The following is a 26,629-nucleotide window of genomic DNA, read 5'->3' as shown; positions in this document are numbered from 1 at the left end:
GCAGCTTTGCACCGGTTGCTGGAATCACAGCCTCACCTCGCGGATCCGGCAATGATTACATCCACTCTAGGTCACATTCGGCCCGAGGGGTGGAAACCGGACGCGGGTGCGGTTCAAAAATCTAAACCGCACCGGCGTCCGTTACTGCTGTTTACCCGGCAAGTACCCGTAATTAGCGGGCGAGTGCCTGCGGCTTGATCTTGCGGGAATCGAGGACCTGGTCGATCAGGCCATAATCCTGGGCCTCGGCGGCCGTGAGGATCTTGTCCCGCTCGATGTCGTTGTTGACCTGTTCCGGCGTGCGGCCGGAGTGCTTGGCGAGGGTTTCCTCCAGCCAGGTCCGCATGCGCATGACTTCGGCGGCCTGGATCTCCAGGTCGGATGCCTGTCCACCCTGGCCGCCGGACAACGCCGGCTGGTGGATCAGGACGCGGGCGTTGGGCAGTGCGAGCCGCTTGCCCGGCGTTCCCGCGGCCAGCAGCACGGCTGCCGCACTTGCCGCCTGGCCCAGGCACACGGTCTGGATCTCGGGGCGGATGTACTGCATGGTGTCGTAGATCGCGGTCATGGCGGTGAAGGAGCCGCCCGGCGAGTTGATGTAGATGGTGATGTCGCGGTCCGGGTCCGTGGACTCCAGGACCAGCAGCTGCGCCATGATGTCGTCGGCGGAAGCGTCGTCCACCTGGACACCGAGGAAGATGATGCGGTCCTCGAAGAGCTTGGTGTACGGGTCCTGGCGCTTGAAGCCGTAGGGCGTGCGCTCCTCAAACTGCGGCAGCACGTAGCGGCTTGTCGGCAGGTTACCGGCAGACGATCCGAAATTGTAGTTCATGTTCATTGCTCCTGGATTCAGTTCTGTCTTGCTGCCGGTTAGCTCTGGCCGTTGGATGACGAGTTCTGGGTTCCGCCGCCGCCGGCGACGGATCCTGCGTGGGCCGAGATCTTGTCGAAGAAGCCGTATTCGAGCGCTTCGGTGGCGGTGAACCACTTGTCGCGGTCGTTGTCCTTGAGGATGGTTTCCACGGTCTGGCCGGTCTGGTCTGCCGTGAGCTCGGCCATGACCTTCTTCATGTGAAGGATCAGCTCGGCCTGGATCTTGATGTCCGACGCCGTGCCGCCGATGCCGCCCGAGGGCTGGTGCATCAGGATGCGGGCGTTCGGGGTGGCGTAGCGCTTGCCCTTGGTGCCGGAGGACAGCAGGAACTGTCCCATGGAGGCAGCCAGGCCGGTGGCGACGGTTACGACGTCATTGGGGATGAACTGCATGGTGTCGTAGATGGCCATGCCGGCCGTCACCGAACCGCCGGGCGAGTTGATGTAGAGGTAGATGTCTTTGTTGGGATCCTCGGCGGAAAGCAGCAGCAGCTGTGAGCAGATCGCGTTCGCGTTCTCGTCGCGGACCTCGGAGCCAAGCCAGATGATGCGCTCTTTCAGCAGGCGGTTGTAGATGTAGTTGTCCTGGGCTGCAGGATCGACGGTTGCCATGCGGGGGGCCGCTGCTTGCTGTGACATTTGTACTTACCTCTCGCTGGTGACGGTGACGTTACTGTTCGACATCACTGAACTTCACTACTTGGACACTAACCGCTTTCGGAGCGGATTTGTTCGTCGGAATCGCGCTGTTCGCTGACGGCGCACGATTGCCCGCGGGAGCTGTACACGGGCCGTTAACGCGCCAGCCCCCGGATCCGAGGACCCGGGGGCTGGCGTCACTGATGCGTGCAGCTGCTAGAACTTCACGGCCGCGGGATCGTCGTTAGCGACGGTCTCGCCGGCTGCCTCTTCAGCTTCGGTTTCTGCTTCGGCTTCGACGGCCGGAGCCTCTTCGCCTCCGGGGCGGACGAAGTCGCTCAGGTCGACCTTGTTGCCCTCGGAGTCGGTTACCTCGGCCTGGCCCAGGACGACTGCCAGGGCCTTGCGGCGGCGGACCTCGGAAACCATCATGGGAACCTGGCCGCTCTGATCGATGATCTGGGCGAACTGGTTCGGGTCCATGCCGTACTGGCTGGCGGTGGTGACGATGTAGTCGATCAGCTCGTTCTGGCTGACGCCCACTTCTTCCTTCTCGGCGATGGCGTCGAGGATGATCTCGTTCTGGAAGGCCCGCTCGGTGTTGGCCTTGACCTCGGCGCGGTGCTCTTCGGTGTCGTGCTCGCCTTCACCGTGGGAGTTCTCGGCCTTGAAGTGCTGCTCGAGCTGCTCTTCGACGACGGAGTCCGGAACCGGAACCTCAACCAGCTCAACGAGCTTGTCCAGGACCTTGTCGCGGGCTTCCACGCCCTGCTCGACGACCTTGGAGTCGGCGGCCTGCTTGGCGAGGTCCTCGCGCAGTTCGGCCAGGGTGTCGAACTCGGAGGCCAGCTGGGCGAAGTCGTCGTTCGCCTCGGGCAGCTCGCGCTCCTTGACGGACTTGACGACAACCTTGACCTGGGCCGACTCGCCGGCGTGCTCGCCGCCCACGAGGGTGGTGTCGAAGATGGCGTCCTCGTCAGCGCTCAGGCCGGTGACGGCCTCGTCCATGCCCTCGAGCATGGTGCCGGCGCCAACCTGGTAGGACAGGCCGGAGGCGGAGTCCACCTCGGCGCCGTCGATGCTGGCAGTGATGTCGATGCTCAGGAAGTCACCGTCGGCGGCCGGGCGCTCCACGGTCTTGAGCGTGCCGAAGCGGCCGCGCAGCTCGTCCAGGGCCTTGTCGACGTCGGCGTCGGAGGACTCGGCTGCGGCAACCTCGACCTTGATGCCGGCGTAGTCGGGCAGCTCGATCTCGGGGCGGACGTCAACCTCGGCCTGGAACTTCAGCTCGCCGTCGGTGGCGGAGGGGTCCGGAACCTCGGTGATCTCAACCTCGGGACGGCTCAGCGGGCGGATGCCGGATTCCTGGACAGCAGCCTGGTACCAGCCGTTGAGGCCCTCGTTGATGGCGGTCTCCAGGACGTAGCCGCGGCCGACGCGCTGGTCGATCAGCTTGGCGGGAACCTTGCCCTTACGGAAGCCAGGGACCTGGATCTGCGAAGCAACAGTCTTGTATGCCTCGTCGATGCTGGGCTTCAATTCCTCAAAGGGGACCTCAACATTGAGCTTGACCCGCGTGGGGGTGAGGTTCTCGACAGCGCTCTTCACGGTCTAAGTACTCCTGGTTTTGTTGGATGGTTTCTGCAAACGCGTTGTTGTGACCAGGCCTGGGGCCCGGGCCGCAGAGTCGGGGTGACAGGATTTGAACCTGCGACTTCCTGCTCCCAAAGCAGGTGCTCTAGCCAAGCTGAGCTACACCCCGTAATGCACAGGACAGTCTACGTTCATCCCTGCCGCGATTGCACATTTGACACTTGGGGCATGAATTAGGTTTAGTTATATCCGGCTTGAACAGCCGCCGAAGAAAAGCCCAATGGCCAGTGCGCCGCAACGCTTTCCTCGGGGACGTAGCTTAATGGTAAAGCCTCAGTCTTCCAAACTGATTACGCGGGTTCGATTCCCGTCGTCCCCTCCAACTGAAAGAGGCCCCTCGACGAGGGGCCTCTTTTGCATTAACGCGTTATCCGGTTGCTGCTTAGGCGTGGCCCCCGATATCCACCCTTCCGAGGGTGAGGCGGACCTCGGATTCCAGAAACCGGCCCACCCGCTCCGCCTGCTGCGCCAGCTCCTCCAGCTGCGGCGGGCTGGCCGGACCGAACAGTTCGGCGGTGATCTCCGTTTTCTTTCCGGAACGCCGGTGGTGCCACAGTCCGCGGACGACGCCGTCGATAAGTATGACGGGATAGTTACCTGCCTGCCCTCTGGCCAGGGCGCGGATGCTTGCCTCGCCCGGGAACAGCAGCTCCCGGGGCTGGCCGGCCACCACATAGGAATCGAAATAGGGAAGTAGCCTGACGCCCGTTGGTTCCGTGGTAATGGCCGCAGCGTCGTCCCGCGGCACCCAGGCCGGCGAGCCTTCCACGATGACCGGGGCCAGCTCCCCTCGATGGCCGTCAAAAAGGCCTGCGGCCCACCCGTGCGGAACGCCCAGCCAGCGGGCAAAGTGGGCAGGGGTCGCGGGCCCGTACGCCTGAAGATAGGTCCGGAGCAGCCAGCCGAGCGCCGTCCCGGCGTCGGCGGGCCGGAAGCCGGGAATCAGCTGCCGGGGGTTGCGGTAAGTGGCTGTCCTTCCCCTGCCGGCGCCGAAACACAGCGCTCCGCGGAAGCCCGCGGTTCCCATCGCGGCGCGCCAGCGCGGCCACATCGTCTGGAACGCGGGCATCACCGGCTCCGCCGCCCAGGCCCCCGTTCTGGCGGCTATGGCGGAAGTGAGCTCGTCCACGGTCAGTTCGGCGTCCAGCAGCACATCGGCAATGACTGCCACGACCTCGTCCGTCTGGCCGGGCGTCAGGAACTGACCCAGCGCCGGGTTGGGCGGAAGGGCAGCCAGGGCCCCGGTCCACAGGGACAGGTCGGCGGCGGGCAGCAGATGCACGGTGCCCCGCGGCCCGAAAGTCCTGGCCAGGCTTCCGCCCTCCAGGAGGGAGTTGCGCACGTCCGGGCGGGACAGCACGGTGCTCCGCATTCCCACCGACAGCTCGGCCGCCGTCATCACCTGGGCGTGCGCGCCGCACATGGCCCGCACAATGTCGGACGGGGCGCCGGCTTGCGACGGGCCGGCAAGCCACTGGCGCTCCAGGCGCCGGGCAGAGACCTGTGCCCAGGAGTACTCGCGTACAGGCCCGTCAGTCATTTCAGCTCACGCAGGATAGCCGGCTCAGGCGGGCTGCTGGCAGGACGGGCACCAGTACAGTTTGCGGGCCGCGTGTTCGGCCAGGGCAACCGCGGTGCCGCAGACCCGGCAGGGCTGGCCGTGGCGGCGGTAGACAAAATGGGCCTCCTCCCCTGGCGGAAGCTGATCGCTCCGGGTCCAGAAACCGGCGGTGGTGGTGATGATCCGCCCGTCGCGGACGCCGTCGGCCATCACCGCTGCGGTGTCGTCCCAGAGGAGGCCGGCGGCGTCCTCGCCGAGCGCACGGCCGGGAAGCAGGGGGTCGATCCTGCCGCGGAACAGCACTTCGGCCCGGTAGACGTTCCCGACGCCGGCAATCACCTTCTGGTCCATCAGCAGCGTGGCCAGCGGCGTCCGTTTCGCCAGGATGCGCCGGATGAAGTCGTCCCGGCTGCCGCCGGCGCTGTGGAGCGGATCGGGGCCCAGCCTGTCCAGCACGGCCGCCGCCTCGGCGTCGGTGATGGCTGCGCACGTGGTGGCGCCGCGGAGGTCAGCCCAGCCGTGGCCGCTCACCAGCCGCACCCGCACGGCGCCCACCGGCGCCGGCGGTCCGGTGTACCCGACGGGAGCGGCGTCGCCGGCGTGCCCAGGGACATTGGTGGGCCCGGCCTCGTCGGCCACTTCCCGCTCCCCCACCCTGCGGGGCGCACCGATGCTGGAGGCCCCGCGGAACTGGCTGTCGCCGCCGAAATCCCAGGCCCCGTACAGGCCGAGGTGGACGTGCAGCACCAGGCCGTGTTCGAAGTGCAGGAACAGGTGCTTGCCGTGCGCGGACGCATGCACCATGGCGTGCCCGTCCAGCAGGGCGGCACCGGCGGAAAAGCGGCCCTGGGGGCTGCTGACAGCCAGCCTCTCGCCGGCAAACACGTCACCGAACTGGCGGGCCAGCCGGTGTATGGAGTGGCCCTCCGGCACTATTCGACGATCTCGCCGGTGGTTTCGTAGGTGGCGATCTTGCCGATGCGGCGGACGTGCCGCTCGTCGTTGCTGAAGGGCTCCTGCAAGAAGGCCTCGATTAGCGAGGTGGCCTCCTCGACGCTGTGCTGGCGGCCGCCGACGGCCACGACGTTGGCATCGTTGTGCTCCCGGGCCAGCGTTGCGGTGGCGTGGTTCCAGGCCAGGGCGGCGCGGACGCCCTTGACCTTGTTGGCCGCGATCTGCTCGCCGTTTCCGGATCCGCCCAGCACGATGCCCAGGGCGTGGACGCCGGCTTCCTGGTCAGCCACCACTGCGAGCGCCGCGTTGATGCAGAACGACGGGTAGTCGTCCAGGGCGTCGTATTCCTTGGGGCCGTGATCCACCACGTCGTAGCCGTTCGCCGTCAGGTGCTTGACCAGATGGGCACTCAGTTCCATGCCGGCGTGGTCGGTGGCGATGTGGACCCGCGGAAAGGCAGGGTTTGTTGTCACGGTAGCTTCCGTTCAGTCATGAGCACCGGGGCGCGGCCGGGCTGGTACAGGTCAAATCAACAGATCCAAGAGTACTCGGTGCGCCGGCGCCGGCGGGGTGCCGCCCGGGCCGTTACGCGGCAGCCACGCTTCCGCGTTGCCCTACGCCGGCGGGCGGGTGTCCGGCGGGCGGGTGTCGCGGCGCGCCCTTGCCGCAACGCGGGTCAGGACCTCGGCGAGCAGGGCGGCGGAGTCAGGGTTTCCGCCGCTGACCGCGAGCCGGTGGCCGTCGGTCTTGCGGACCACGACGGCGGGGCCGCTGCTGACGAGCACGGCTGCGGTTCCGTCGTGGTTGCGGTAGCCCCACCCGCCGTAGTCGGCGGCGCGGACGTCAGCCGGCTGGGCGGCAGAGATAGCGGTGGCCGGGACGTCGATGACGCGGAGGATGCCGGCGAGGAAAACGCGGAGCCCGCTGCGGTCCGCGGTGACCCTGGCGAACAGGAACGCGGCCCCGACCAGGGCGGCCGCCACCAGCAGGGCTCCGAGCCACGGCACGACGATGGCAATCAGCGAAGCGGGAAACAGGCTGGCGATGGCGATCATGACAAAGACGGAGCTGCGGGCATGCACCCAGAACCGCACGGAATCCCCGGCGAGGTCGGGGTCGAGCTCCTGCTCGAGCGCCCGCTGCAGGGCACGGTCGTCCTCCGGCGTCCACTGGTGGTCCGCCTTGAAGACGAACCCGATGATGACCCCCAGGGACAGCGCGGCCCCGCTGCCGGAGGCAAGGACAATCACGTCCACACTGGACTCCCTGGCGTCTGCCACCCCGGCCTGGCCCACGAGGGCGGCCGCCAGCACGGTGGTGACGAACAGGCTCACCGTCAGCCCGGCGCCCATCATGATCCGGCGCATCACGGTCGGCCGCGATAGCGGCACGGACTGCAGCAGCACCAGCCAGCCGACGAGGACGATCAGGGCAGCCCCGCCGCCCACAAAGGCGGGGAACGGCGCGAAGGCGGTACCGCCGTCGTTATTCCACATGACGGCCAGCGGTTCCGGCAGATCCGGCCGCAACACCACGGCGCAGACGGCGAATCCCGCGGCGAGCAACACTGGGAAGCCGATCGCGAACCGCAGTGCCTTGGTGTCCACAGCATCGAGGATCTTTCCCATGCCTTAACGCTACCCCCGCGCCGGGCGGCTGGTGAGGGCTCCCACAGCGGACCGGGAGCTGGACCTCCGGAAAGTGAGCCACGCAACTTGCCAAGCGGCGCAGGAATGAAACAATGGCTTCACAGTGATGCAACCGCGCGCGTGAACACCGCGCGCCGCAGCCGGCGGGCCGGTCCGGTCCGGCCACCACAACCTCTGGAGGCACAACCTTGCCAGGCATGAACCTGATCCGCGACGAAGCACGCGAGCGCGCCGCCCTGATCACCGTCGACTCCTACGATGTCAGCCTGGACCTGACCCGGGGTGAGACCGTCTTCGGTTCCACCACCACTGTCAGGTTCACGGCGGAGCCGGGATCGTCGTCGTTCATCGACGCCGTAACGGACGCTGTCCACAGCGTGACGCTGAACGGCCGCGAACTGGACCCGGCCGAGGTGTCCGACGGCGTGCGGATCCAGCTGCCGGACCTGGCTGCGGACAACGAGCTGACAGTGGTGGCGGACGCCCCCTACATGAACACCGGCGAAGGCCTGCACCGCTTCGTGGACCCGGTGGACGGCGAGGTGTACCTGTACACACAGTTCGAGGTGCCGGACTCGCGCCGGATGTTCGCCGTGTTTGAGCAGCCCGACCTCAAGGCCACCTTCCGGTTCCGCGTCACGGCGCCTTCACACTGGGACGTCATCTCCAATTCCCCGACGCCGGAGCCGGCGGCGGCTGAACCGGGGAACGACGGCGGTGCCCGCTCGGTCTGGGACTTCGCACCCACGCCGCGCCTGTCCTCCTACGTCACTGCACTGATTGCCGGACCGTACCAGTCGGTGCGCAGCGACGTCACCAGTTCGGATGGCCGGGTGGTGCCGCTGGGCGTCTTCGCCCGCAAGTCCCTCATGCAGTATCTGGACGCGGACAACATCTTTGAGCTCACGCGGCAGGGATTCGAGTTCTTCGAGGCTGAATTCGGCTGCCCCTACCCGTTTGAGAAGTACGACCAGCTGTTTGTGCCGGAGTTCAACGCCGGCGCCATGGAGAACGCCGGTGCGGTCACCATCCTCGAGGGCTACGTCTTCCGCGGCAAGGTCCCGGAGGCGCAGGTGGAGCGCCGCGCCATCACCGTGCTGCACGAACTGGCCCACATGTGGTTCGGCGACCTCGTGACCATGCGCTGGTGGAACGACCTCTGGCTCAACGAGTCCTTCGCCGAATACATGTCGCATCTGGCCGCGGTGGAGAACACCAAGTTCCAGAGCGCCTGGACCACGTTCGCGTCGGTGGAAAAGTCGTGGGCCTACCGCCAGGACCAGCTCCCCACGACCCATCCCATCTTCGCCGAAATCAACAACCTGCACGACGTCGAGGTGAACTTCGACGGCATCACCTACGCCAAGGGCGCCTCGGTGCTCCGGCAGCTCGTGGCCTGGGTGGGGCCGGACAAGTTCATGGCCGGCGTGCGCGAATACTTTGCCAAGCATTCCTGGCGGAACACCGAGCTCGGTGACCTGATGGTCGAGCTGGAGAAGGCAAGCGGACGCAACCTGGACCAGTGGGGCCGCCTGTGGCTGGAAACGGCCGGCGTGAACTCGCTCAAGCCGGACCTGGCGGTGGACGCGGACGGCACCATCACGTCCTTCGCCATCCTGCAGTCCGCGGTTGCCGAGCAGCCCACCATCCGCCCGCACCGCCTGGCCGTGGGGTTCTACGACCTCACCGACGAGGGCACACTGGAGCGCGTGCACCGTGAGGAGCTGGATGTCGACGGCGAACGCACCGAGGTGCCAGAACTCGCCGGACTGAAGCGGCCGGACCTGATCCTGCTCAACGATGATGACCTCGCCTACGCCAAGGTGCGCCTGGACGAGCAGTCCCTCGCCACCGCCACGGCCCACCTGAAGGATTTCCGCGAGAGCCTGCCGCGGACCCTGGTGTGGGGCTCGGCATGGGACGCCGCACGGGACGGGGAAAGCCCCGCCCGCGGTTACGTCGAGCTGATCCTGGCCAACATCGCCTCCGAGTCCGACTCCTCGGTGATCCTCGTGCAGCTCCGGCAGCTCGCCACCACGCTCACGTTCTACGTGGCCGAGGAGCACCGCGAAGCCACCACCGTCGCCGCCGTCGACCGGCTGTGGGAACTGGCCTCGGACGTGCCGGGCGGTTCCGACGCCCAGCTGCAGTTCATCAAGTCCTTCGCCCTCCTCGCCCGCAGCGCGCAGCAGCTGGACCGGATCGCCGGGCTGCTGGACGGTTCCGTCACGCTGGCCGGGCTGGCGGTGGACCAGGACCTCCGCTGGGAGCTCGTTGCCGCCCTCGTGGCCGGCGGCAGGCTGGGCCAGGCGGACATCGACGCCGAACTGGAACGGGACAACACGTCCAGCGGCCAGAACGCGGCCGCCCTGGCCAAGGCTGCCATCCCCACCCCGGAGGCCAAGGCGGAGGCCTGGGAGTCAATCGTCGTCAAGGGCGAGCTTTCCAATGCCATCCAGGCCTCTGCCGTCGCCGGCTTCACCCGCGTGCTGGACACCGCGCTCCTGGAGCCGTACGCGGAGAAGTACTTCGAAGCCGTGCCCGGGATCGTCGCCGACCGCACATTTGCCCTGGCCCAGCAGATTGTCCTCGGACTTTACCCGGCGCAGCTGACCAGCCAGGCCACCGTGGACCGGACCGACGAATTCCTGGCCTCGCTGCCGGAGGAAAGCGCTGCGCTCCGCCGGATGATGCTGGAAAACCGCGACGGCGTGGCCCGGGCGCTGCGGGCCCGCGCGGCGGATGTCTAGGCCGTGGCGCTCGACGAACACCACTATGCCCTGACGGTCCGCTGGACCGGCAACCTTGGAAGCGGCACGTCGTCGTACCGGGGCTACTCCCGGGACCACGACATCGAGATTCCGGGGCTGCCGGTCCTGCAGGGCTCTGCCGACCCCACCTTCCACGGTGACCGCTCCAGGTACAACCCCGAGCAGCTGCTGCTGACGGCGCTGGCGCAGTGCCACATGCTCTCCTTCCTGCACGTGGCGGTGAAGCATGGCGTGGTGGTCCTGTCCTATGAGGACAACGCCACCGGCATGATGCGGCTCAACCGGGACGGCAGCGGCCAGTTCGAAACCGTCACGCTCCGCCCGCAGGTGACTGTTGCGGATCCGGAACACCTGGCGCTGGCGGAACAGATGCACCATGAGGCCAACCAGGTGTGTTTCATTGCCCGTAGCGTAAATTTCCCCGTCCTGCACGCTCCAGTTACCACAGCCGGAAGTCCATAGCCAGCGGCAGACCCCGCTAGGCTTAAAGGCGACCAAAGAGCGGCCGGTCTCCCCGGTAAGCGCGGAGACCGGCCGCCGCCGGACAGCAGCAAGGAGCCTTCCTGCAGATGTACAGCATGTTCACAACGCCCTCGGCCTCACTGGAGCCCACCGGACTTGACCTGGCCGGCGTGGCCATCAGCCTCGGCGCAGGCATCGTCCTGTGGCTGATCGCCAGTTTCCTGATCGCCAGGATCACCCGGCGCGTGGCGAACGGCACGTCACTGTTCAAGAAACCGCACTTCCGCTGGGTGGCCCCGGCATTGCGCGCCCTGGACCACGAGCGCCGCGTGCAGCGTGCCAACACGATCGGCTCGCTGCTGAAGAGCGGCATCGGCGTGGTCATCGCCGTCATCACCTGCATCTACATGCTGAAGAACCTCGACGTGGACGTGGCGCCGCTGCTCACCAGCGTGGGAATCCTCGGTATCGCCATCGGCTTTGGCGCCCAGCAGCTGATCCGGGACTTCCTTGCCGGCATCTTCATCACCATCGAGGACCAGTACGGCATCGGCGACATCATCGAAACCAGCGAAGTGGTGGGCGTTGTGGAGTCGATCGGGCTGAGGATCACGCGCGTCCGCGACGAGAACGGCGCCATCTGGTACCTTCGCAACGGCGAGATCCTCCGCGTGGGCAACCGCTCGCAGGGAAACTACGTCGCGCCCGCGGAGCCTGAAGAGACGGCCGCCGAAGCCGAGCACGCACCCCAGCAGAAGGCCGGAGAATAGCCATGACCATCCCCTCCCTCCCCACCCCGCCGGAGCCCGGCGTCCGCAAGCCGCTGATGCGCAACGATCCGTTCAGCCAGCCCGGCTACACGGACAACTTCTATGACGCCGTGGGCGGCCACGAGACGTTCGTGAAGCTCATTGACGTCTTTTACGACGGCGTTGCCACCGATCCGCTGCTGCGCCCCATGTATCCGGAAGAGGATCTGGGGCCGGCCAAGCGGCGGTTCCTGATGTTCCTGGAGCAGTACTGGGGCGGCCCCACCACCTACGGCGAGGAGCGCGGCCACCCCCGGCTGCGGATGCGCCACATGCCGTTCCGGGTGACGCCCGAGGCGAAGGACCGCTGGCTGCACCACATGCGGACTGCCGTCGATTCCCTGGACCTGGCGCCGCTGCATGAGGGGACGCTGTGGGATTACATGGAACGGGCTGCGCTCTCGATGGTAAATAGCCCGTCCGACGCCCTGGGCTAGGGCGGTTGCGTCCGCGGCCTACAGCAGGCCCGCGGCTGTGCGCGCCAGCACGTGTCCGCGGCTGCCGCTGAGGCGGAACCAGCGCCCGGAACGGTAAAGCTTCTGTTCGGCGCCGCCCAGTTCGTCCCCGCCCAGGAATCCCAGGGCGAGGGCGGCGAACGCCGCCCCGGCCGGCATTCCGTGCCGTTCCTCCAGCCCGCGTCCCCAGACGGCGGCCCGGGCATTGCTGACGATCAGGGCCCCGGGCTTGTCCGGAACGATCCCGGCCACCTCGGCGATGCCGGCTTCGGCAACCTGCCGCAGTTCGGCGTCGGGCACTGAGTCCACCAGTTCCCAGCCGCTGCGCGGCGCACCCACGCCGGCCCATGATTCGGTGACGGTCGACGGCGGGACCGGAAGATCGGCGTCGTTCTCCCCTGCCCGGGCCAGCCGGTCCAGAACGGCCGAGAGCGGAACGGTCACGTCGACTGCGGACGGCTCTGCCAGCCCCATGGTGCGCAGGCCGAGGATCGTGGGTGTGGACTCCCCCAGGATCCGGGGCCGGAGCACGCAGACGTAGGCGGCCAGTACCGTGCCGGCCGCCTGCAGGCGGATGGCACCGTCATCGATGGCCTTGGCGCGGGTGACAAAGGTCTTCAGGTCGGCGAGGTCGCGGGGGTCAGCGAAGCGGAAAGACTGGGTAAGAAGATCAGACACGTTAAGAACACTACCGGCTGGGGCTCGGTTGAGCGGTGCCGGGGCGCCGTCTAGAGTCAAACCATGACTGAAGCGGACGCCGGATTGCAGGCCTTGCCCACGAATGACCCCACGACTTCCCTCCTCGACCTGCTGGACCTCGGTGAGCTGGAAGGCGCCCGCACCGACGAGGACATTTTCATGGGTCCGTCGCAGCGCCAGCCGCACCAGCGCGTCTTCGGCGGCCAGGTCCTGGCCCAGTCACTGATTGCGGGCATGCGCACCGTGGACGAGGAGCGCACCGTCCATTCCATGCACGGCTACTTCCTCCGGCCCGGAGACGCGAACAAGCCCATCACCTTCGGGGTCCAGCGCCTGCGGGACGGCCGCTCGTTCTCCGCGCGGCGCGTGCACGCCTACCAGGACGGCACACCGATCCTGTCCATGATCGCCTCGTTCCAGGCTGGCGACGAGGGCATTGAGCACCAGTCCGAAATGCCTGCCGGCATCCCGGATCCGGAGACCCTGCCCAGCACCGCCGACCTGCTGGGCAAGTTCGACCACCCCGTCGCCAGGCACTGGGCGTACGAGCGGCCCTTCGACATCCGCCATGTGGATCCGGCCCTGTACGTGGCGGCCACCGGGAAGAAGGAAGCGCGCAACGCCGTGTGGATGAAGACCTTCAGCCCCATGCCGGACAACGCCAACACCCACCGCGCCGCCCTGGCCTACGCCAGCGACTACACGCTGCTCGAGTCGATCCTCCGCAAGCACGGGCTGAGTTGGATCACGCCGGGCATGAGCGTGGCCAGCCTGGACCACGCCATGTGGTGGCACCGTCCCGTCCGTGTGGACGAGTGGCTCCTGTACGTGCAGGAATCACCCAGCGCCCAGGGGGCGCGCGGCCTCGCGACCGGCAAGATCTTCAACCGGGAGGGCCTGCACGTGGCGTCCGTGGCGCAGGAGGGCATGGTGCGGGTGCCGACCGACATCAAGAGCAAGGTGGCCGGCGCCGTCCAGACCAAGATTCTGCAGCACCAGATACGCAAGGCCTGACTTCGCAGAAAAAAGGCCGGCCCCGGCTTGATCTGGTCAGATCAAGCCGGGGCCGGCCTTTTTCGTGCTCAGCGCATGCTTGGTCGCGGCTCGCTTAGTCGCGGGTCAGGCGGCGGTGCGTGACGCGGTGCGGCTTGGCGGCGTCGGGGCCGAGGCGCTGCACCTTGTTCTCCTCGTAGGATTCGAAGTTGCCCTCAAACCAGTACCACTTCGACGGGTTCTCCTCGTCACCCTCGTAGGCGAGGATGTGGGTGGCCACCCGGTCCAGGAACCAGCGGTCGTGGGAAACCACAACGGCACAGCCGGGGAACTCCAGCAGCGCGTTTTCCAGGCTGCTGAGGGTTTCGACGTCCAGGTCGTTGGTCGGTTCGTCAAGCAGGAGCAGGTTTCCGCCCTGCTTGAGGGTCAGCGCCAGGTTCAGGCGGTTGCGCTCACCACCGGAGAGCACACCTGCCTTCTTCTGCTGGTCCGGTCCCTTGAACCCGAACGCCGCGACGTAGGCGCGGGACGGCATTTCAACGTTGCCCACCTGGATGAAGTCCAGCCCGTCGGACACGACCTCCCACAGGGTCTTGTTGGGGTCGATGCCGCCGCGGCTCTGGTCGGCGTAGGAGATCTTGACCGAGTCGCCGATCTTCAGCTCGCCGCCGTCGAGGGGCTCGAGGCCCACGATGGTCTTGAACAGCGTGGACTTGCCCACACCGTTCGGGCCGATGACGCCGACGATGCCGTTGCGCGGCAGGGAGAAGGACAGGCCGTCGATCAGGGTGCGGTCGTCGAAGCCCTTCTGCAGGTTCTTGGCCTCCAGGACCAGTCCGCCCAGGCGCGGTCCCGGCGGGATCTGGATCTCTTCGAAGTCCAGCTTCCGGGTGCGGTCTGCCTCGGCTGCCATTTCCTCGTAGCGCGCAAGACGTGCCTTGGACTTGGTCTGCCGGCCCTTGGCGTTGGAGCGGACCCACTCGAGTTCCTCGGCGAGGCGCTTGGCCTGCTTGGCGTCCTTCTTGCCCTGGATTTCCAGGCGGGCGCGCTTCTTCTCCAGGTAGGTGGAGTAGTTGCCCTCGTAGGGGTACAGGTGGCCGCGGTCGACCTCGGCGATCCATTCCGCGACATGATCCAGGAAGTACCGGTCGTGGGTGACGGCGAGAACTGCGCCCTCGTACTTGGAGAGGTGCTGTTCCAGCCAGAGCACGCTCTCGGCGTCGAGGTGGTTGGTGGGTTCGTCGAGCAGCAGCAGGTCCGGCTTCTGCAGGAGCAGCTTGCAGAGGGCCACGCGGCGGCGCTCACCGCCGGAGAGCAGGGTGACATCCGCATCGGCCGGCGGGCAGCGGAGGGCGTCCATGGCCTGCTCGAGCTGGGAATCAAGGTCCCAGGCGTCTGCGGAGTCGATGGCCTCCTGCAGGTGGCCCATCTCCTCGAGGAGGGCGTCGTAGTCCGCGTCCGGGCTGGCCATCTCCTCGGAGATTTCGTTGAAGCGCTGGATCTTGCCGTAGATCTCGCCCACGCCTTCCTGGACGTTGCCCAGGACGGTCTTCTCCTCGTTCAGCGGCGGTTCCTGCAGCAGGATGCCAACGCTGTAGCCGGGGCTCAGCCGGGCCTCGCCGTTTGAGGGCGTGTCCAGGCCGGCCATGATTTTCAGGATGGTGGACTTACCGGCCCCGTTGGGGCCAACAACACCGATCTTGGCGCCCGGGAAGAAGGACATGCTTACGTCGTCGAGAATAAGTTTTTCGCCAACAGCCTTTCGGGCCTTGGTCATTGTGTAGATAAATTCCGCCATGGTTCCAAATCTAGTGGGTTGGCGGGCATATCTCACATTCGCGTCAGGTCTGACATTCCCTTTAGGCGGGCGCAGCGCCTACGAAGCACTTCCCGCTCGACAGCGCCGGCAGCACGGCTACCGTCACCTTCCCGTCGCGGATCTGGCCGATCACGCATTCCTTAGCCTGGACCGCCGCCGCTTCCATGGAATCCACCTCGAGTCCGGTGGGCGTGCGGCCCGCCGAGACCTCCAGGCTCCGCGCCGGAACCCCTGCCGCCGTGAGCGCCGCGGTGATGTCCGCCGTGGCGGGCTTGGGGTTGGCTGCCACAACGCGCCCCAGGACGTCGGTCATGGTCCGCTGCAGGGCGGCCGTGGCCCCGGCGGGCGCTTTGGGGGCTGCCGCAGATGGTGAAGGCTTGGCCGATTCTGAGGCTGATGCCGCACCGGCTGGCGCTGCGGTGGCCGGCTGCGTGGCCGCCTGCGCTCCGGCGGTCTGTCCCGCCGCCGGCTGGTTCACTGTGGCCTGGTCTCCTGATGCCGTGCAGGCGGCGAGCGACGACAGCAACACAACCGCCAATGCGAGCCGTCCGGCGACGCTCCTGGCATCCCGGGCACCCGTCGCATGGCCGCGGAATGCCTTGTTCCGCCGGTGTATCGTCGCTCGCATCACGCTGCCATTCTGCCATGCGGCACCGCCAGGGGGTTGCGGTGCCGCACGCCACCGGCGTTCAGGCAGCCGCTCCGGTCAGTTCTCCCGTTTCCGGATCGAGCTCCAGCTCGTCGCCGGCGTCATCGACGAAGATTCCTGCCGTGGCGGCATCCACATCGACGTCGTCATCATCCAGCCGGTCATCATCGCCCCCGTCATCCCCTGCATCGCCGGCGCCTGCGGGACCGGACGCGCTGCGGCCGCCGTTCGCGGGACCGAATCCGTCTGCGGCCTGCGGGTTGCCGGAATTGCGGAGGAAGTTGGCGGTGCCCCACTTGAGGTCGTGGCCCACAGCATCCGCGTCGATTTCGGCGTCGTGGTAGACGCGGCCCTCTTTCTCCCAGGTGCGCATCTTCAGCTTGCCCACGATGATGACGCGCTGGCCCTTCTTAATGCTGCAGCCCATGTTTCCGGCCAGCTGCCGGTATCCCTGCACGGTGAACCAGTTGATGTTGCCGTCCACCCACGCGTTGGCGGCCTTGTCGAACCGCCGTTCGGCGGAACCGAGACGGAATGAGGCGGTGGGAACCCCTCCCGGAGTGGTGGAACTGCGGATTTCCGTGGCAACGAAGCCACGGACGGTAATGATGTCGGTCATCTTGCTGTCCTGTCTCGAAGTGTCATGCCCTAGCAGGCATCTCCAGCATCAACCGGCAGGCGTGGGACAGCGAGAGCCGAAGTTCCGTATGTGGAAAACCGAAGGGACGGGGCTTCGAACGCGCGGGTGAAACAGCCGGGCGCCTGACGCTGGTGGCGCGCAAGTCAATGTAGACTTTTTAGGCGCCAGCAATGTGGCGGCCAGCCATTGCCCCAGTAGCTCAGGGGATAGAGCAGCGGCCTTCTAATCCGCCGGTCGGGGGTTCGATTCCCTCCTGGGGCGCACATTGACACCCCGGTCTTCGGACCGGGGTGTTTTTCTTTGCCCGCCGGCAATTGCAAAGCATGCTTACTATTTCGGGCGGACTGTGCCTATGATCGGACTGGGCGCCGGCCATCCACGCAGACCGGCCAACCCGGACCGACAGTCGAGGAAGGAACACCCGCATGCAGCACAGCCAGTCGGGCGAGAACCCCGCTACTCCGGAGACGCCCAGGTCCTCAAGCCCGGCGGCGGGCGGGCCGGGCCCGGCAGCGCCTCCTGACCGGGCACCGGCAGAAGCGGCTTCGGGTACCGGCGCGGCTGGCCGCCACCCCGGCACCGCCGCCATCCCGGGCTACGACGGAACCACGTCAACTCAGCCTGGCCGGGCAGAGCCCGAACGGCGCGTGACGCGCGCCGGGATGATCTGGGTCGCCGTGGCCTCGGCGCTGGTGGTACTGGTGCTGCTGATCATCTTCATCCTGCAGAACCAGGAACTCGTCCAGGTGAAGTTCTTCGGCCTGGAGGGGGCAGTCTCGCTCGGAATGTCCCTTTTCATCGCCGCGGTAGGCGGAGGTGTCCTGGTCGCGATGGCCGGCGCCGCCCGGATCATCCAACTGCGCGCTGCCGCCCACCGGCGCAGGGTGCAAACCGGCCGAAAACGGTAACGCCACCAGGCGACGCGGTCAGTCCGCCAGGTACTCCTTAAGGTTGCCAAGCACCATGCCCCAAAGTTTTTCCGACTCCGCGGCCTCGCCGTCACTCTTGTTGTTGCCCTGCGTGATGCTGACCCGGGTGCCCTCCGCCACAGGCTCCAGCCCGTATTCCACGGTGTGGTAGTTGCCCGGCTCGTCGGGCAGCCCCGACAGGGGGCTGTAATGGGTGATGCGCAGGAGTTCGTTGGGGCGGGCCTCCAGCACGGTCCCTTTGTCCTGGTAGGACTTGCCCTGCCACTCCCCCTCGAACGTCACAGGATCACCCTCCCGCCAGGTGGATGTGACGTGCGTGCCGAGAAAATATTCCTTGACGTCAGCCGGATCGGTCAGCGCCTTCCACACCCGCTCGGGCTGTGCGGCGACAACAATGGTCGCTTCGGCGTCCCTGAATTGCTTGTCCATGGCTTCCCCTCCTGGCGCCACCCTACCCGCCGGAAGGCGCCGAAGTAAGGGCACGGTTGCGGACGGGGCGGGACCCGGCCCCGCGCCGGGGGCCGGGCCTCTGCTTCGGCCGAGGTTCCTGCTGCGGGCTCAGGCGAAGGGCTGCACCAGTTCCGCGTAGCGGTCCTTCATGGTGGCCAGAACCGCGTCGCCGTCGGCGTCCCAGATCTCCTGGTTGAAAATTTCCACCTCAATGTCGCCGGTATACCCGGCATCCCGGACCCAGGTGCCGATCGTGGCGAAGTCGATCACGCCGTCGCCCATCATGCCGCGGGAAAGCAGCGCATCCGCCGCGATCGGCAGGTTGAAATCGCAGACCTGGTAGGAGGCGATCCGGTTCTCCCGGCCGGCGCGCTCAATCTGGGCTTTCAGCTCCGGGTCCCACCAGACATGGAAGGTGTCGACGGCGACGCCCACCGCACGGGCGTCGTACGGCGCCGCCAGGTCCAGGGCCTGCCCCAGCGTGGAGATGAGGGCGCGGTCGGCGGCATACATCGGGTGCAGGGGCTCCAGCACCAGCCGGACGCCATGCTCGACGGCGAACGGGACGAGGTCGTCCAGCCGGTCGGCCACGCGCTGGCGCGCAGCCACGACGTCCTTCTCCCCCGGCGCCAGGCCCCCGACCACGAGGAACAGTTCCTGGGTATCCAGCGCAACCGCCTCCAGGACCGCGGCCCGGTTGTCCGCCAGCGCCGCCGCCTGACCGTCGGCGTCCGGAGCCGTGAGGAATCCGCCGCGGCACAGCGACGAGACCCGGAGCCCGGCGTCCTTGATCAGCTTCGCGGACTTGTCGAGCCCCGCCTCGGCAATGATGTCCCGCCAGGGTCCGATGGCGGGAATGCCGGCGCGGACACAGCCGTCAACAGCCTCGGTGAGCGTCCACTTCTTGGTGGTGGCGCTATTGAGGGAAAGCCGGGAAAAAACGGACGGTTCTGAATTGAAGCTCATACTCCCACTCCGTTGATGCGAAGGAAATCGGACATCCGGAACGCAGCGAGGGCGGGGTCCTTCAGCAGCCCGGCCTCGTCGGCCAGTTCGAAGGTCTTGGCCAGGTGCACCACGGAACGGCCCGAGTGCAGCCCGCCCACCATCTGGAAGCCCGGCTGCTTGCCGTTGAGCCAGGACAGGAAGGCGATCCCGGTCTTGTAGTAGAACGTCGGGGCGCTGAAGATGTGCTTGCCCAGTTCCCGGGTGGAATCCAAGATGGCACGCGCTTTGGCGGCGTCTCCGGCGTCGTAGCTCTGCAGTGCAGCGGACGCGGCCGGATAGATGGCCGCAAAGATCCCCAGCAGGGCATCCGAGTGGAGGGTGCCGTCGCCGTCGATCAGTTCCGGGTAGTTGAAGTCGTCGCCGGTGTAGAGGCGGACGCCCTCGGGAAGCGCCGCGCGCAGCGCGATTTCATGCGAAGCGTCCAGCAGGGAGACCTTGACGCCGTCCACCTTGTCCGCGTGCTCGCGGATGAGCGAGAGGAACGTCTCGGTAGCGGCGGAGACGCTGTCGGAGCCCCAGTAGCCGGCCAGTGCGGGATCGAACATGGTGCCGAGCCAGTGCAGAATGACCGGTTCGTCGGCCTCCTGGAGCAGCGTCGAGTAGACCTTCAGGTAGTCCTCGGGACCGGATGCCACCCGGGCCAGCGCCCTGGAGGCCATGAGGATCGCCTTGGGTCCGGCCTCACTGACGACGGCGACCTGCTCACGGTAGGCGGCCAGGACAGCCTGCAGGCCGGCTTCGCCGGAGGGCAGCGAGTCGAGGTCCAGCTGGTCGGTGCCCGCACCGCAGGACACGAGGTCCCGGACCGTCATTCCGGCCGTGGCCGTCCCGCCGGCGGAGACCACGGAGGCCGCCTCCGCGCCGGTACGCTTGATCAGCTGCTGGGTTGCGGCCCAGTCCAGGCCCATGCCCCGCTGGGCGGTGTCCATCGCGTCGGCGACGCCCAGCCCGTAGGACCACAGCTCGTGCCGGTAGCCCAGAGTGGCCTCCCAGTCCAGGCGCGCCGGGGCGCCCGGGGTGTTGTCGGCAGTGACCTCGGGGATGACGTGGGCCGCCGCGTAGGCCCGGCGCGATGTCAGCGGCAACGCCGGCTTGGCCCAGGCGGTTGCGGAACGGAGCCGGTACTCCCGGGTGCCGCCGTCCGTTGTGGGAAGGATCAGGGACGTCATCAGAGCGTGATCTCCGGGATGTCGATGGTGCGGCGTTCGTCGCTGGACTGCAGGCCGAGTTCGGCGAGCTGCACGCCGCGGGCGGCAGAGAGCAGGCCGAAACGGTGTTCGCGGCCGGCGACGACGTCGCGCAGGAACTCCTCCCACTGCAGCTTGAAGCCGTTGTCCAGTTCGGCGTTGGCCGGAACGTCCTGCCACTGGCTGCGGAAGGACTCGGTGACTGGAAGGTCGGGGTTCCAGACCGGCTTGGGGGTGTGGGCCCGCTGCTGCGCGACGCACTTGTTCAGGCCGGCGACGGCGGAACCGTGCGTGCCGTCCACCTGGAACTCGACCAGCTCGTCACGGTAGACCCGGACAGCCCACGAGGAGTTGATCTGGCCGATGACGTCATCCCCGCCGGGGGTCTCCAGCTCGAAGATGCCGTAGGAGGCGTCGTCAGCAGTTGCCTTGTACTCGTTGCCGGCTTCGTCCCACCGGGCGGGGATGTGGGTGGCGGTCTTGGCGTTGACGCTCTTGACCTTCCCGATGATGCCTTCCAGGACGTAGTTCCAGTGGCAGAACATGTCCGTGGTCATTCCGCCGCCGTCTTCCTTGCGGTAATTCCAGGACGGGCGCTGGGCCGCCTGGACGTCGCCCTCGAAAACCCAGTAGCCAAATTCCCCGCGGATGGACAGGACCCGGCCGAAGAACCCTTCGTCCACGAGGCGGCGCAGCTTGACCAGGCCCGGCAGGTACAGCTTGTCGTGCACGACGCCGGCGGTGACTCCGGCTTCCTTGCCGATGCGGGCCAGCTCGATGGCCTCCTCCAGGGTTTCCGCCGTCGGCTTCTCGGTGAAGATGTGTTTGCCGGCGCGCATGGCCTTCTTCAGGGTCGCCGCCCGCAGGCTGGTCATGGAGGCGTCGAAGACGACGTCGACGGTGGGGTCGTTGATCACGCCGTCGAGGTCGGTGGTCCATTCCGAAATCTTGTGCAGCTCGGCCAGTTCGCGGATTTTCGCCTCGTTGCGGCCGACAAGGATCGGCTCGACCTGGACCTTGGTGCCGTCCTCCAAGGTGAAGCCGCCGGCGTCGCGGATCGGAAGGATGGAGCGCAGCAGGTGCTGGCGGTAGCCCATCCGGCCGGTTATGCCGTTCATGGCGATACGGATCGTCTTTGTTTCGAAGCCCATGAGTCCTCATTCAGTCGTGGTGGCTGGCACATCGGGAAAGCGCATTCCCGCTGCTTCCATAGTGCAGAACCGAAGTCGATCTGGCAAGCGCTTTCCTGACTTTTTTTGAACTGCGATAATGTGAGCATCAGCCGAGTTTCCCGAGGCTGGGGCCTGTTGAAGAGGAGTTGCGCCTGTGGCTGCAAGCACGCTGACCGAAGTAGCCCGTCTGGCCGGAGTCTCCCCTGCCACCGCCAGCCGCGTCCTGAACGGTTCGGCCAGGACCCCCGGACCGGACATCGCGGAGCGCGTCCGGAAGGCGGCGGACTCCCTCGGCTACATCCCCAACGCCCAGGCCCAGGGCCTCGCCAAGTCCAGCTCAGGCCTCATCGGCCTCATCGTGCACGACATTGCCGACCCCTATTTCTCGGCCATCGCCCGCGGCGTCCAGGCCGCTGCACGGCACCAGAACAAGATGGTTTTGCTCGCCACCACCGCGGGCAGCCCCGCCGACGAGCGGGCGGCGGTGGCGGCCTTTGCGGCGCGCCGCGCGGACTCGATAGTGATCGCGGGATCGCGGTCTGCGCGGACCGCCGACAGGCAGGGCAACGCGGAACTGGCCGCCGAACTTGACCGCTACTGCCGCAACGGCGGCCAGGTCGGAGTCGTGGGCCACGCCGTGGTGGGCGCCGAATCCGACGAGGGCTATCACGTGGTTGAGGTACCCAACGAGGAGCTCGCAGCCGCACTCGCCCGGGAACTGGCCGCCTCACATGCCGGGGAGTTCGTCATCATCGCCGGTCCGGAGGGCCTCCTCACCTCCGATGACCGGGTGCGCGGCTTCCAGCGCGGCCTGGCGGACGCCGGGCTGCCGCCAGCGGACGTTCTGCACACCGGGTTCGACCGCTCAGGCGGCTATGAGGCGGGCCTCGGACTCGCGGCACGCATCGGCGCGCGAGGCGAAAGCGGGGACGGGGGCGAGGCGGGCCCTGAAACCGCCGGACGGCCCCGGCTCTGCATCTTCGCCGTAAATGACGTCATGGCCATCGGGGCCACTGCCGCGCTGCGTTCCAAAGGACTTCGGATCCCCCGGGACGCTGCCATCGCAGGCTTTGACGATATCGAAACCCTCCGCGACTTCCGGCCGGCACTCTCCACCGTCCGCCTGCCGCTGGAGGAAATCGGCAGGCTGGCAGTTCCCGGAGCCGGTTCCGGCCAGGCGGCCGCCGGCACTGTGGGGGTCACTGGCGAAGTGACGCTCCGCCGGAGCACCGAGCCGGCCGGGGACTGAAAGTCCCGGCGGCAAGGGAAGGCGGCCATGACAGACCACCTACAGGAAGCAGACGGCGGCATCACCACGGCGGCCGCCGAGTGGCCCGCCGTCGAGCAGCTGCTCGGCGTCCGCGGTGAGCCCTCACGCTGCTGGTGCCGGTTCTTTGCCCTGCCGGGTGCCAGCTTCGCTGCCACGCCGGCGGCCGACCGCAAGGCACAGCTAAAGGACAAGTTCGACGGCGGCGGGCCTGCACCGGGGGTCCTGGCGTACCGCGGCGGTTCCGCCGTCGGCTGGTGCGCGGTGGAGCCGCGGCAGTGCTATCCGCGGATCCTCCGTTCCCAGGTGTTCAAGGCGGCCGCCGCCGTGGACGACGACGTCAGCGGCATTGGAAGCGTATGGTCGGTGAGCTGCTTCGTCGTCGCGCCGGGCCACCGGCGCAGCGGCGTGGCAGCAGCGCTGCTGGCTGCCGCCGTCGGCCACGCACGCGCCAACGGTGCCGCCGTCGTGGAGGCGTATCCGGTGGATCCCGCCCAGCGGCCGAAGGCCGGGCCGGCGGACCTCTACCAGGGCACACTCGGCCTGTTCCTGGCGGCCGACTTTAGGGCGGTCAGTGACGCCATTCCCGGGCGCGCCGTGGTGCGGCTGCGGTTGGGATGACGCGCGCAGCCCCGGGCTCCGTTAAGCGGCTATCTTGGCAGCATGGCAAATGAAGCGGTGCTGGCGCTGATTCGCTCCCAACTGCGGGAGGCGGCAGACCCCGTCCGCGGCGCCGCGGCGCAGGCCTACATGAAGTCCGCGACACCGTCGCTCGGCGTCCGCGTGCCGGAGGTGCGCAGGACAGCCAAGGCCGTGGCTGCAGCCCATCCCTTTGAAACCGCCGACGACCTGCGGTCAACGGTGCTTGTCCTCTGGCGTGAAGCCCGCTACCGCGAGGAACGCTATGCGGCCATTGACCTGACGGGGCTGCGGAGCGTAGCCGGCGACCTGCACATGCTTCCGGTGTATGAGGAAATCATCAGGACGGGCTCGTCCTGGGACTACGTGGACGGGGTGGCCCACCGGATCGGCGCGCTGCTCAAGGCCCACCGGGACGAACTTACCCGCGTACTGCTCCAGTGGAGTGCCGACCGGGACTTCTGGATCCGGCGGGCATCGATTACGGCCCAGCTGGGGGCCAAAGTCCAGACGGACACCGGTCTGCTCACTGCCGTCATCGAGGCAAACATGGCCGACAAGGAATTCTTTATCCGCAAGGCCATCGGCTGGGCGCTGCGTGAGTATTCAAAAACCGCCCCGGAATGGGTCCTGGAGTTCGTGACACGGAACGGCCCGTCCCTCAGCCCGCTCTCGCGGAGGGAAGCTCTCAAAAACCTTGGACCGCTGAACCTTCAGGTCAACTGAACCCTGAGGTCAGATGACCGGGCGGGTGGTGACGGGCTGGTCCGCCTTGCTGAACAGCCGCTTGGTGCTGCGGTCGAGAAAGATCAGGTACAGCGCGAACAGCAGGGCGATGATGGCGGCCGCATTGCGGGCAAGTGCCAAAGCCAGGCCCAGGTCGTCGGTCTGCAGGTACGGGAAGACTTCCAGCTGGTCGGAGATGGCATAGACCATGAAGAAGGAGACGATGAAGTAGAGGGCCTTGACTTGCCAGTCGTCACGGATGCCCGTGACGGCGAACAGCGGGATCAGCCACACCACGTACCAGGACTGGATCATGGGTGACAGCACCACAACGGCGGCGAAGGCAAGGGTCAGGCGCCGCATGAGGCGGTCGTGTTCGCCGCGGAGGATCTGCCAGGCCACGATGCCCACGGCGAGGAGCTTGCCGGCGTCGTAAACCCATTTGGCCAGACCCCAGCCGTCCAGGCTGAACGCGTTGGCGATGGATGCCACCACCAGGCCAAGCAGCCCGACGGGGGCGTACCAGATCCACACGCTGCCGGGCGCAGAGAGGCCGTTGATCCAGCCGAACCCGAAGCCGTTCACCAGGCTCATGGCGTAGAGCAGGGCAAGGCTGAGGCCGGCGGTCAGTCCCCAGAACACGAACTTCCGCGGCCAGCTGGCCCCCTTGCCCGCCCAGAGCAGGCCGATGAACGGAAGGAACACCACGGTGATCGGCTTCACCGCGATGGACGCCGTCACGAGGACGATGCCGAGGATGACGCGCCGCGTGGCACAGTAATACAGGCCGGCGAGGGCCAGCCCGATCATGAGCGAATCGTTGTGGACGCTGGCGATGAAGTTGGTCAGGAAGAGCGGATTCGCCGCCGTCAGCCACAGGGCACGGTGCGGATTGACCCCGTGTAGCTCGGCGAGTTTGGGGACATAGATGATGCACAGCACCACGCCCGCCAGCGCGGCCACGCGGAACAGCATGATGCTGGCTTCCGGTTGGACGTTGGTGGACCAGACCACGAACTGCTCGATCCACAAAAACACCTGGCCGTAGGGAACCGGGGCCTCGGTCCACATCTTGTCGGCACCCAGCTGGAAGTAGTTGGACAGCGCCGAAATGCCGTTCTCGTACGGGTTGAAGCCTTCGACCATCAGGCGGCCCTGGCCGATGTACGCATAGACGTCCCGGCTGAACAGCGGGACGGTAAACATCATGGGCAGACCCCACGCCACGATGGCCTGGAGCGTGGCCTTGCGGGCCTGCCTTCCCCAGACGTGGACGTGCTGGCCAAGCCTGAGCCAGGCCCGGACAAGCAGCATGCCGCCCACCGCGAGCAGCACGATGGACAGCCCGACGCCGAACGCCTCGGTGCGCATCCAGATGAACAGAGGCATCCGCCTAAGCTCCGAGACCGGCGCCAGCCAGCCGACTCCGAGCGAGCCGACGAGCAGGAACATGGAACCGATGAAACCGGACAGAATCGGTGAGCGCGGATTGTCCACTTCCGGCCCGGCCGGGTCCGTGGAAGTGCCGGTGGCCGTTTCCCCTATCGCAGGCACAGGCGCCGTCATCTCAGGATCGTCCAATCTCTTCTGCGCCTATCTCGTTAGGCAAATCTCTTTTGGGCGTGCTGCCCCCGTCTGCAGCCAAGCTGAGCGGCCGGCCCGAACTGGGCAACCAGCCGAATTGGGCGGCACCCCAATTTGGGCGACGCCGAGGACGCGGCCGCCGCAATGAGCGTTGCCACGTACCCGAAATATTAGCACCGGAGCGCCTCTCCAAGGCTTGCACGCGGCTAAACGGTAGGCTGAACAGGTGCCTATTACTAACGAACGCATCGTCTGGATCGACTGCGAAATGACCGGCCTCGACAGCGTCAACGACGCCCTGATCGAGGTTGCGGCCCTGGTGACCGACTCCGAACTCAACATCCTTGGCGACGGGGTGGACGTCGTGATCAAGCCGGACGACGCCGCCCTCGCGCAGATGAACGACTTCGTCCGGGACATGCACACCCGGTCGGGCCTGCTGAACGAGCTTCCGGCCGGCAAAACGATGGCCGAAGCCGAGGCCCTGGTGCTGGACTACATCCGCAAGTGGGTTCCGGACCCCCGCAAGGCGCCCCTCGCCGGCAACTCCGTCGGAACGGACCGGGTCTTCCTCGCCAGGGACATGCCCTCGGTGGTGGAGCACCTGCACTACCGCATCATCGACGTCAGCACCATCAAGGAACTGGCCCGTCGCTGGTATGCGCGCGCCTACTTCCAGGCTCCGGCCAAGCACGGCGGCCACCGCGCCCTTGGGGACATCAAGGATTCCATCGACGAACTCCGGTACTACCGGGAAGCCGTCTTCGTGCCCGCCCCCGGACCGGACAGCACTTCGGCCCAAAAGATCTCCCAGCGCATCTCGGCCTCACCCTCTGCTGTCGACCAGCCCTCCGCCGTCGACCAGCAGGCTCCGGAAAGCGTCCCGCCGCCCGCAGCACAGCAGTCCGGAAAGTAATCTGCGCCACGTTTGAGGAAAATTTTGCCGAAACAGCCAAAAGTGGCAAAAGCATCCCCAAACAGCAGGTAAACTATTTGTCGTTGCCTTTTCGGAAGGCCGGGAAACCGGTCAGCCCGCAGGGC

26 protein-coding genes and 3 tRNA genes are annotated in these 26,629 nt (G+C 67.0%); 12 read left to right on the top strand and 17 right to left on the bottom strand.

The window, feature by feature from the left end:
- Positions 1-172: 172 nt before the first annotated feature.
- The 4 genes from R5O87_RS00515 to R5O87_RS00500 all read right to left on the bottom strand — a co-directional run bounded on the left by R5O87_RS00515 (position 173) and on the right by R5O87_RS00500 (position 3,274).
- Complete coding sequence (locus R5O87_RS00515) at positions 173-832, bottom strand: ATP-dependent Clp protease proteolytic subunit (protein ID WP_377952825.1); 660 nt, start codon at positions 830-832, stop codon at positions 173-175.
- A 38-nt stretch (positions 833-870) separates the two neighbouring features.
- On the bottom strand, positions 871-1,485 hold the full coding sequence (locus tag R5O87_RS00510; protein WP_377996106.1) for an ATP-dependent Clp protease proteolytic subunit: 615 nt from the start codon (positions 1,483-1,485) through the stop codon (positions 871-873).
- 243 nt (positions 1,486-1,728) lie between these two features.
- Positions 1,729-3,120: a trigger factor gene (gene tig / locus R5O87_RS00505; RefSeq protein ID WP_410556952.1), complete on the bottom strand. Its 1,392-nt coding sequence runs from the start codon at positions 3,118-3,120 to the stop codon at positions 1,729-1,731.
- A 79-nt stretch (positions 3,121-3,199) separates the two neighbouring features.
- Positions 3,200-3,274 (bottom strand) — tRNA-Pro (locus tag R5O87_RS00500).
- A gap of 139 nt (positions 3,275-3,413) precedes the next feature.
- On the opposite strand from R5O87_RS00500, the gene R5O87_RS00495 reads away from it, so the two are divergent.
- Positions 3,414-3,487: transfer RNA gene (locus R5O87_RS00495), tRNA-Gly, on the top strand.
- A gap of 60 nt (positions 3,488-3,547) precedes the next feature.
- Here R5O87_RS00495 and R5O87_RS00490 read toward each other — a convergent pair.
- The 4 genes from R5O87_RS00490 to R5O87_RS00475 all read right to left on the bottom strand — a co-directional run bounded on the left by R5O87_RS00490 (position 3,548) and on the right by R5O87_RS00475 (position 7,308).
- Positions 3,548-4,705: a winged helix DNA-binding domain-containing protein gene (locus tag R5O87_RS00490; RefSeq protein ID WP_410556951.1), complete on the bottom strand. Its 1,158-nt coding sequence runs from the start codon at positions 4,703-4,705 to the stop codon at positions 3,548-3,550.
- Between the two features lie 24 nt (positions 4,706-4,729).
- Positions 4,730-5,659, bottom strand: coding sequence for an Fpg/Nei family DNA glycosylase (locus tag R5O87_RS00485; protein WP_410556950.1), 930 nt, complete (start codon positions 5,657-5,659; stop codon positions 4,730-4,732).
- On the bottom strand, positions 5,659-6,153 hold the full coding sequence (locus tag R5O87_RS00480) for a ribose-5-phosphate isomerase (RefSeq protein ID WP_003803384.1): 495 nt from the start codon (positions 6,151-6,153) through the stop codon (positions 5,659-5,661). Before R5O87_RS00480 ends, R5O87_RS00485 begins: the two co-directional genes overlap by 1 nt.
- A 141-nt stretch (positions 6,154-6,294) precedes the next feature.
- Positions 6,295-7,308, bottom strand: coding sequence for a hypothetical protein (locus tag R5O87_RS00475; RefSeq protein ID WP_410556949.1), 1,014 nt, complete (start codon positions 7,306-7,308; stop codon positions 6,295-6,297).
- 218 nt (positions 7,309-7,526) lie between these two features.
- Between R5O87_RS00475 and pepN the strand changes: the two genes are divergently transcribed.
- The 4 genes from pepN to R5O87_RS00455 all read left to right on the top strand — a co-directional run bounded on the left by pepN (position 7,527) and on the right by R5O87_RS00455 (position 11,808).
- Entirely contained in the window at positions 7,527-10,079 is a 2,553-nt protein-coding gene (gene pepN / locus R5O87_RS00470) for an aminopeptidase N (protein WP_410557004.1), read from the top strand.
- Positions 10,080-10,082: 3 nt separating this feature from the next.
- Entirely contained in the window at positions 10,083-10,562 is a 480-nt protein-coding gene (locus tag R5O87_RS00465) for an OsmC family protein (RefSeq protein WP_410556948.1), read from the top strand.
- Positions 10,563-10,669: 107 nt separating this feature from the next.
- Positions 10,670-11,332, top strand: a complete 663-nt coding sequence (locus tag R5O87_RS00460; protein ID WP_410556947.1) for a mechanosensitive ion channel family protein — start codon at positions 10,670-10,672, stop codon at positions 11,330-11,332.
- Positions 11,333-11,334: 2 nt separating this feature from the next.
- Positions 11,335-11,808 (top strand): globin, encoded by a 474-nt coding sequence (locus R5O87_RS00455; RefSeq protein WP_410556946.1) that lies wholly within the window; start codon positions 11,335-11,337, stop codon positions 11,806-11,808.
- 18 nt (positions 11,809-11,826) lie between these two features.
- Here the strand turns inward: R5O87_RS00455 and R5O87_RS00450 are convergent, their stop codons facing one another.
- On the bottom strand, positions 11,827-12,504 hold the full coding sequence (locus R5O87_RS00450; protein WP_410556945.1) for a hypothetical protein: 678 nt from the start codon (positions 12,502-12,504) through the stop codon (positions 11,827-11,829).
- A 63-nt stretch (positions 12,505-12,567) separates the two neighbouring features.
- On the opposite strand from R5O87_RS00450, the gene R5O87_RS00445 reads away from it, so the two are divergent.
- Complete coding sequence (locus R5O87_RS00445; protein WP_410556944.1) at positions 12,568-13,539, top strand: acyl-CoA thioesterase; 972 nt, start codon at positions 12,568-12,570, stop codon at positions 13,537-13,539.
- A 94-nt stretch (positions 13,540-13,633) separates the two neighbouring features.
- Here R5O87_RS00445 and ettA read toward each other — a convergent pair whose 3' ends face one another.
- The 3 genes from ettA to R5O87_RS00430 form a co-directional block, all read right to left on the bottom strand.
- Entirely contained in the window at positions 13,634-15,316 is a 1,683-nt protein-coding gene (gene ettA / locus R5O87_RS00440; protein WP_410556943.1) for an energy-dependent translational throttle protein EttA, read from the bottom strand.
- A 61-nt stretch (positions 15,317-15,377) separates the two neighbouring features.
- A complete protein-coding gene (locus R5O87_RS00435) occupies positions 15,378-15,965 on the bottom strand; it encodes a DUF6993 domain-containing protein (protein WP_410556942.1) in 588 nt (195 codons plus the stop codon).
- A gap of 61 nt (positions 15,966-16,026) precedes the next feature.
- Complete coding sequence (locus tag R5O87_RS00430) at positions 16,027-16,605, bottom strand: single-stranded DNA-binding protein (protein ID WP_410556941.1); 579 nt, start codon at positions 16,603-16,605, stop codon at positions 16,027-16,029.
- 209 nt (positions 16,606-16,814) lie between these two features.
- Here R5O87_RS00430 and R5O87_RS00425 point away from each other — a divergent pair.
- Both R5O87_RS00425 and R5O87_RS00420 read left to right on the top strand, forming a co-directional pair.
- Positions 16,815-16,887: transfer RNA gene (locus R5O87_RS00425), tRNA-Arg, on the top strand.
- Positions 16,888-17,051: 164 nt separating this feature from the next.
- On the top strand, positions 17,052-17,534 hold the full coding sequence (locus tag R5O87_RS00420) for a LapA family protein (RefSeq protein ID WP_410556940.1): 483 nt from the start codon (positions 17,052-17,054) through the stop codon (positions 17,532-17,534).
- A gap of 18 nt (positions 17,535-17,552) precedes the next feature.
- Here the strand turns inward: R5O87_RS00420 and R5O87_RS00415 are convergent, their stop codons facing one another.
- From R5O87_RS00415 to R5O87_RS00400, 4 genes are all read right to left on the bottom strand, one after another.
- Complete coding sequence (locus R5O87_RS00415) at positions 17,553-17,984, bottom strand: SRPBCC family protein (RefSeq protein WP_410556939.1); 432 nt, start codon at positions 17,982-17,984, stop codon at positions 17,553-17,555.
- A gap of 129 nt (positions 17,985-18,113) precedes the next feature.
- Positions 18,114-18,971 carry a sugar phosphate isomerase/epimerase family protein gene (locus R5O87_RS00410; protein WP_410556938.1) on the bottom strand — a complete coding sequence of 286 codons (858 nt, stop codon included), beginning with the start codon at positions 18,969-18,971 and terminating at the stop codon, positions 18,114-18,116.
- Complete coding sequence (locus R5O87_RS00405; protein ID WP_410556937.1) at positions 18,968-20,182, bottom strand: dihydrodipicolinate synthase family protein; 1,215 nt, start codon at positions 20,180-20,182, stop codon at positions 18,968-18,970. The genes R5O87_RS00410 and R5O87_RS00405 overlap by 4 nt, the downstream gene beginning before the upstream one ends.
- A complete protein-coding gene (locus tag R5O87_RS00400; RefSeq protein WP_410556936.1) occupies positions 20,182-21,351 on the bottom strand; it encodes a Gfo/Idh/MocA family protein in 1,170 nt (389 codons plus the stop codon). The genes R5O87_RS00405 and R5O87_RS00400 overlap by 1 nt, the downstream gene beginning before the upstream one ends.
- A 175-nt stretch (positions 21,352-21,526) precedes the next feature.
- On the opposite strand from R5O87_RS00400, the gene R5O87_RS00395 reads away from it, so the two are divergent.
- From R5O87_RS00395 to R5O87_RS00385, 3 genes are read left to right on the top strand one after another with little or no spacing between them, the layout of a single operon-like run.
- Complete coding sequence (locus R5O87_RS00395; RefSeq protein ID WP_410556934.1) at positions 21,527-22,621, top strand: LacI family DNA-binding transcriptional regulator; 1,095 nt, start codon at positions 21,527-21,529, stop codon at positions 22,619-22,621.
- 27 nt (positions 22,622-22,648) lie between these two features.
- Entirely contained in the window at positions 22,649-23,260 is a 612-nt protein-coding gene (locus R5O87_RS00390; RefSeq protein ID WP_410556932.1) for a GNAT family N-acetyltransferase, read from the top strand.
- Between the two features lie 42 nt (positions 23,261-23,302).
- Entirely contained in the window at positions 23,303-24,004 is a 702-nt protein-coding gene (locus tag R5O87_RS00385) for a DNA alkylation repair protein (protein ID WP_410556931.1), read from the top strand.
- 9 nt (positions 24,005-24,013) lie between these two features.
- On the opposite strand, the gene mptB is transcribed toward R5O87_RS00385, so the two are convergent.
- Positions 24,014-25,570 carry a polyprenol phosphomannose-dependent alpha 1,6 mannosyltransferase MptB gene (gene mptB, locus R5O87_RS00380; protein WP_410556930.1) on the bottom strand — a complete coding sequence of 519 codons (1,557 nt, stop codon included), beginning with the start codon at positions 25,568-25,570 and terminating at the stop codon, positions 24,014-24,016.
- Positions 25,571-25,856: 286 nt separating this feature from the next.
- On the opposite strand from mptB, the gene orn reads away from it, so the two are divergent.
- Positions 25,857-26,504, top strand: a complete 648-nt coding sequence (gene orn, locus R5O87_RS00375) for an oligoribonuclease (RefSeq protein ID WP_462836426.1) — start codon at positions 25,857-25,859, stop codon at positions 26,502-26,504.
- Positions 26,505-26,629 lie beyond the last annotated feature (125 nt).

The organism is Arthrobacter globiformis (assembly GCF_046536215.2).
Lineage (GTDB): Bacteria > Actinomycetota > Actinomycetes > Actinomycetales > Micrococcaceae > Arthrobacter > Arthrobacter globiformis_E.
The sequence above is the reverse complement of the archived record's forward strand: the minus strand, read 5'-3'. Positions and strand labels throughout refer to the sequence as shown.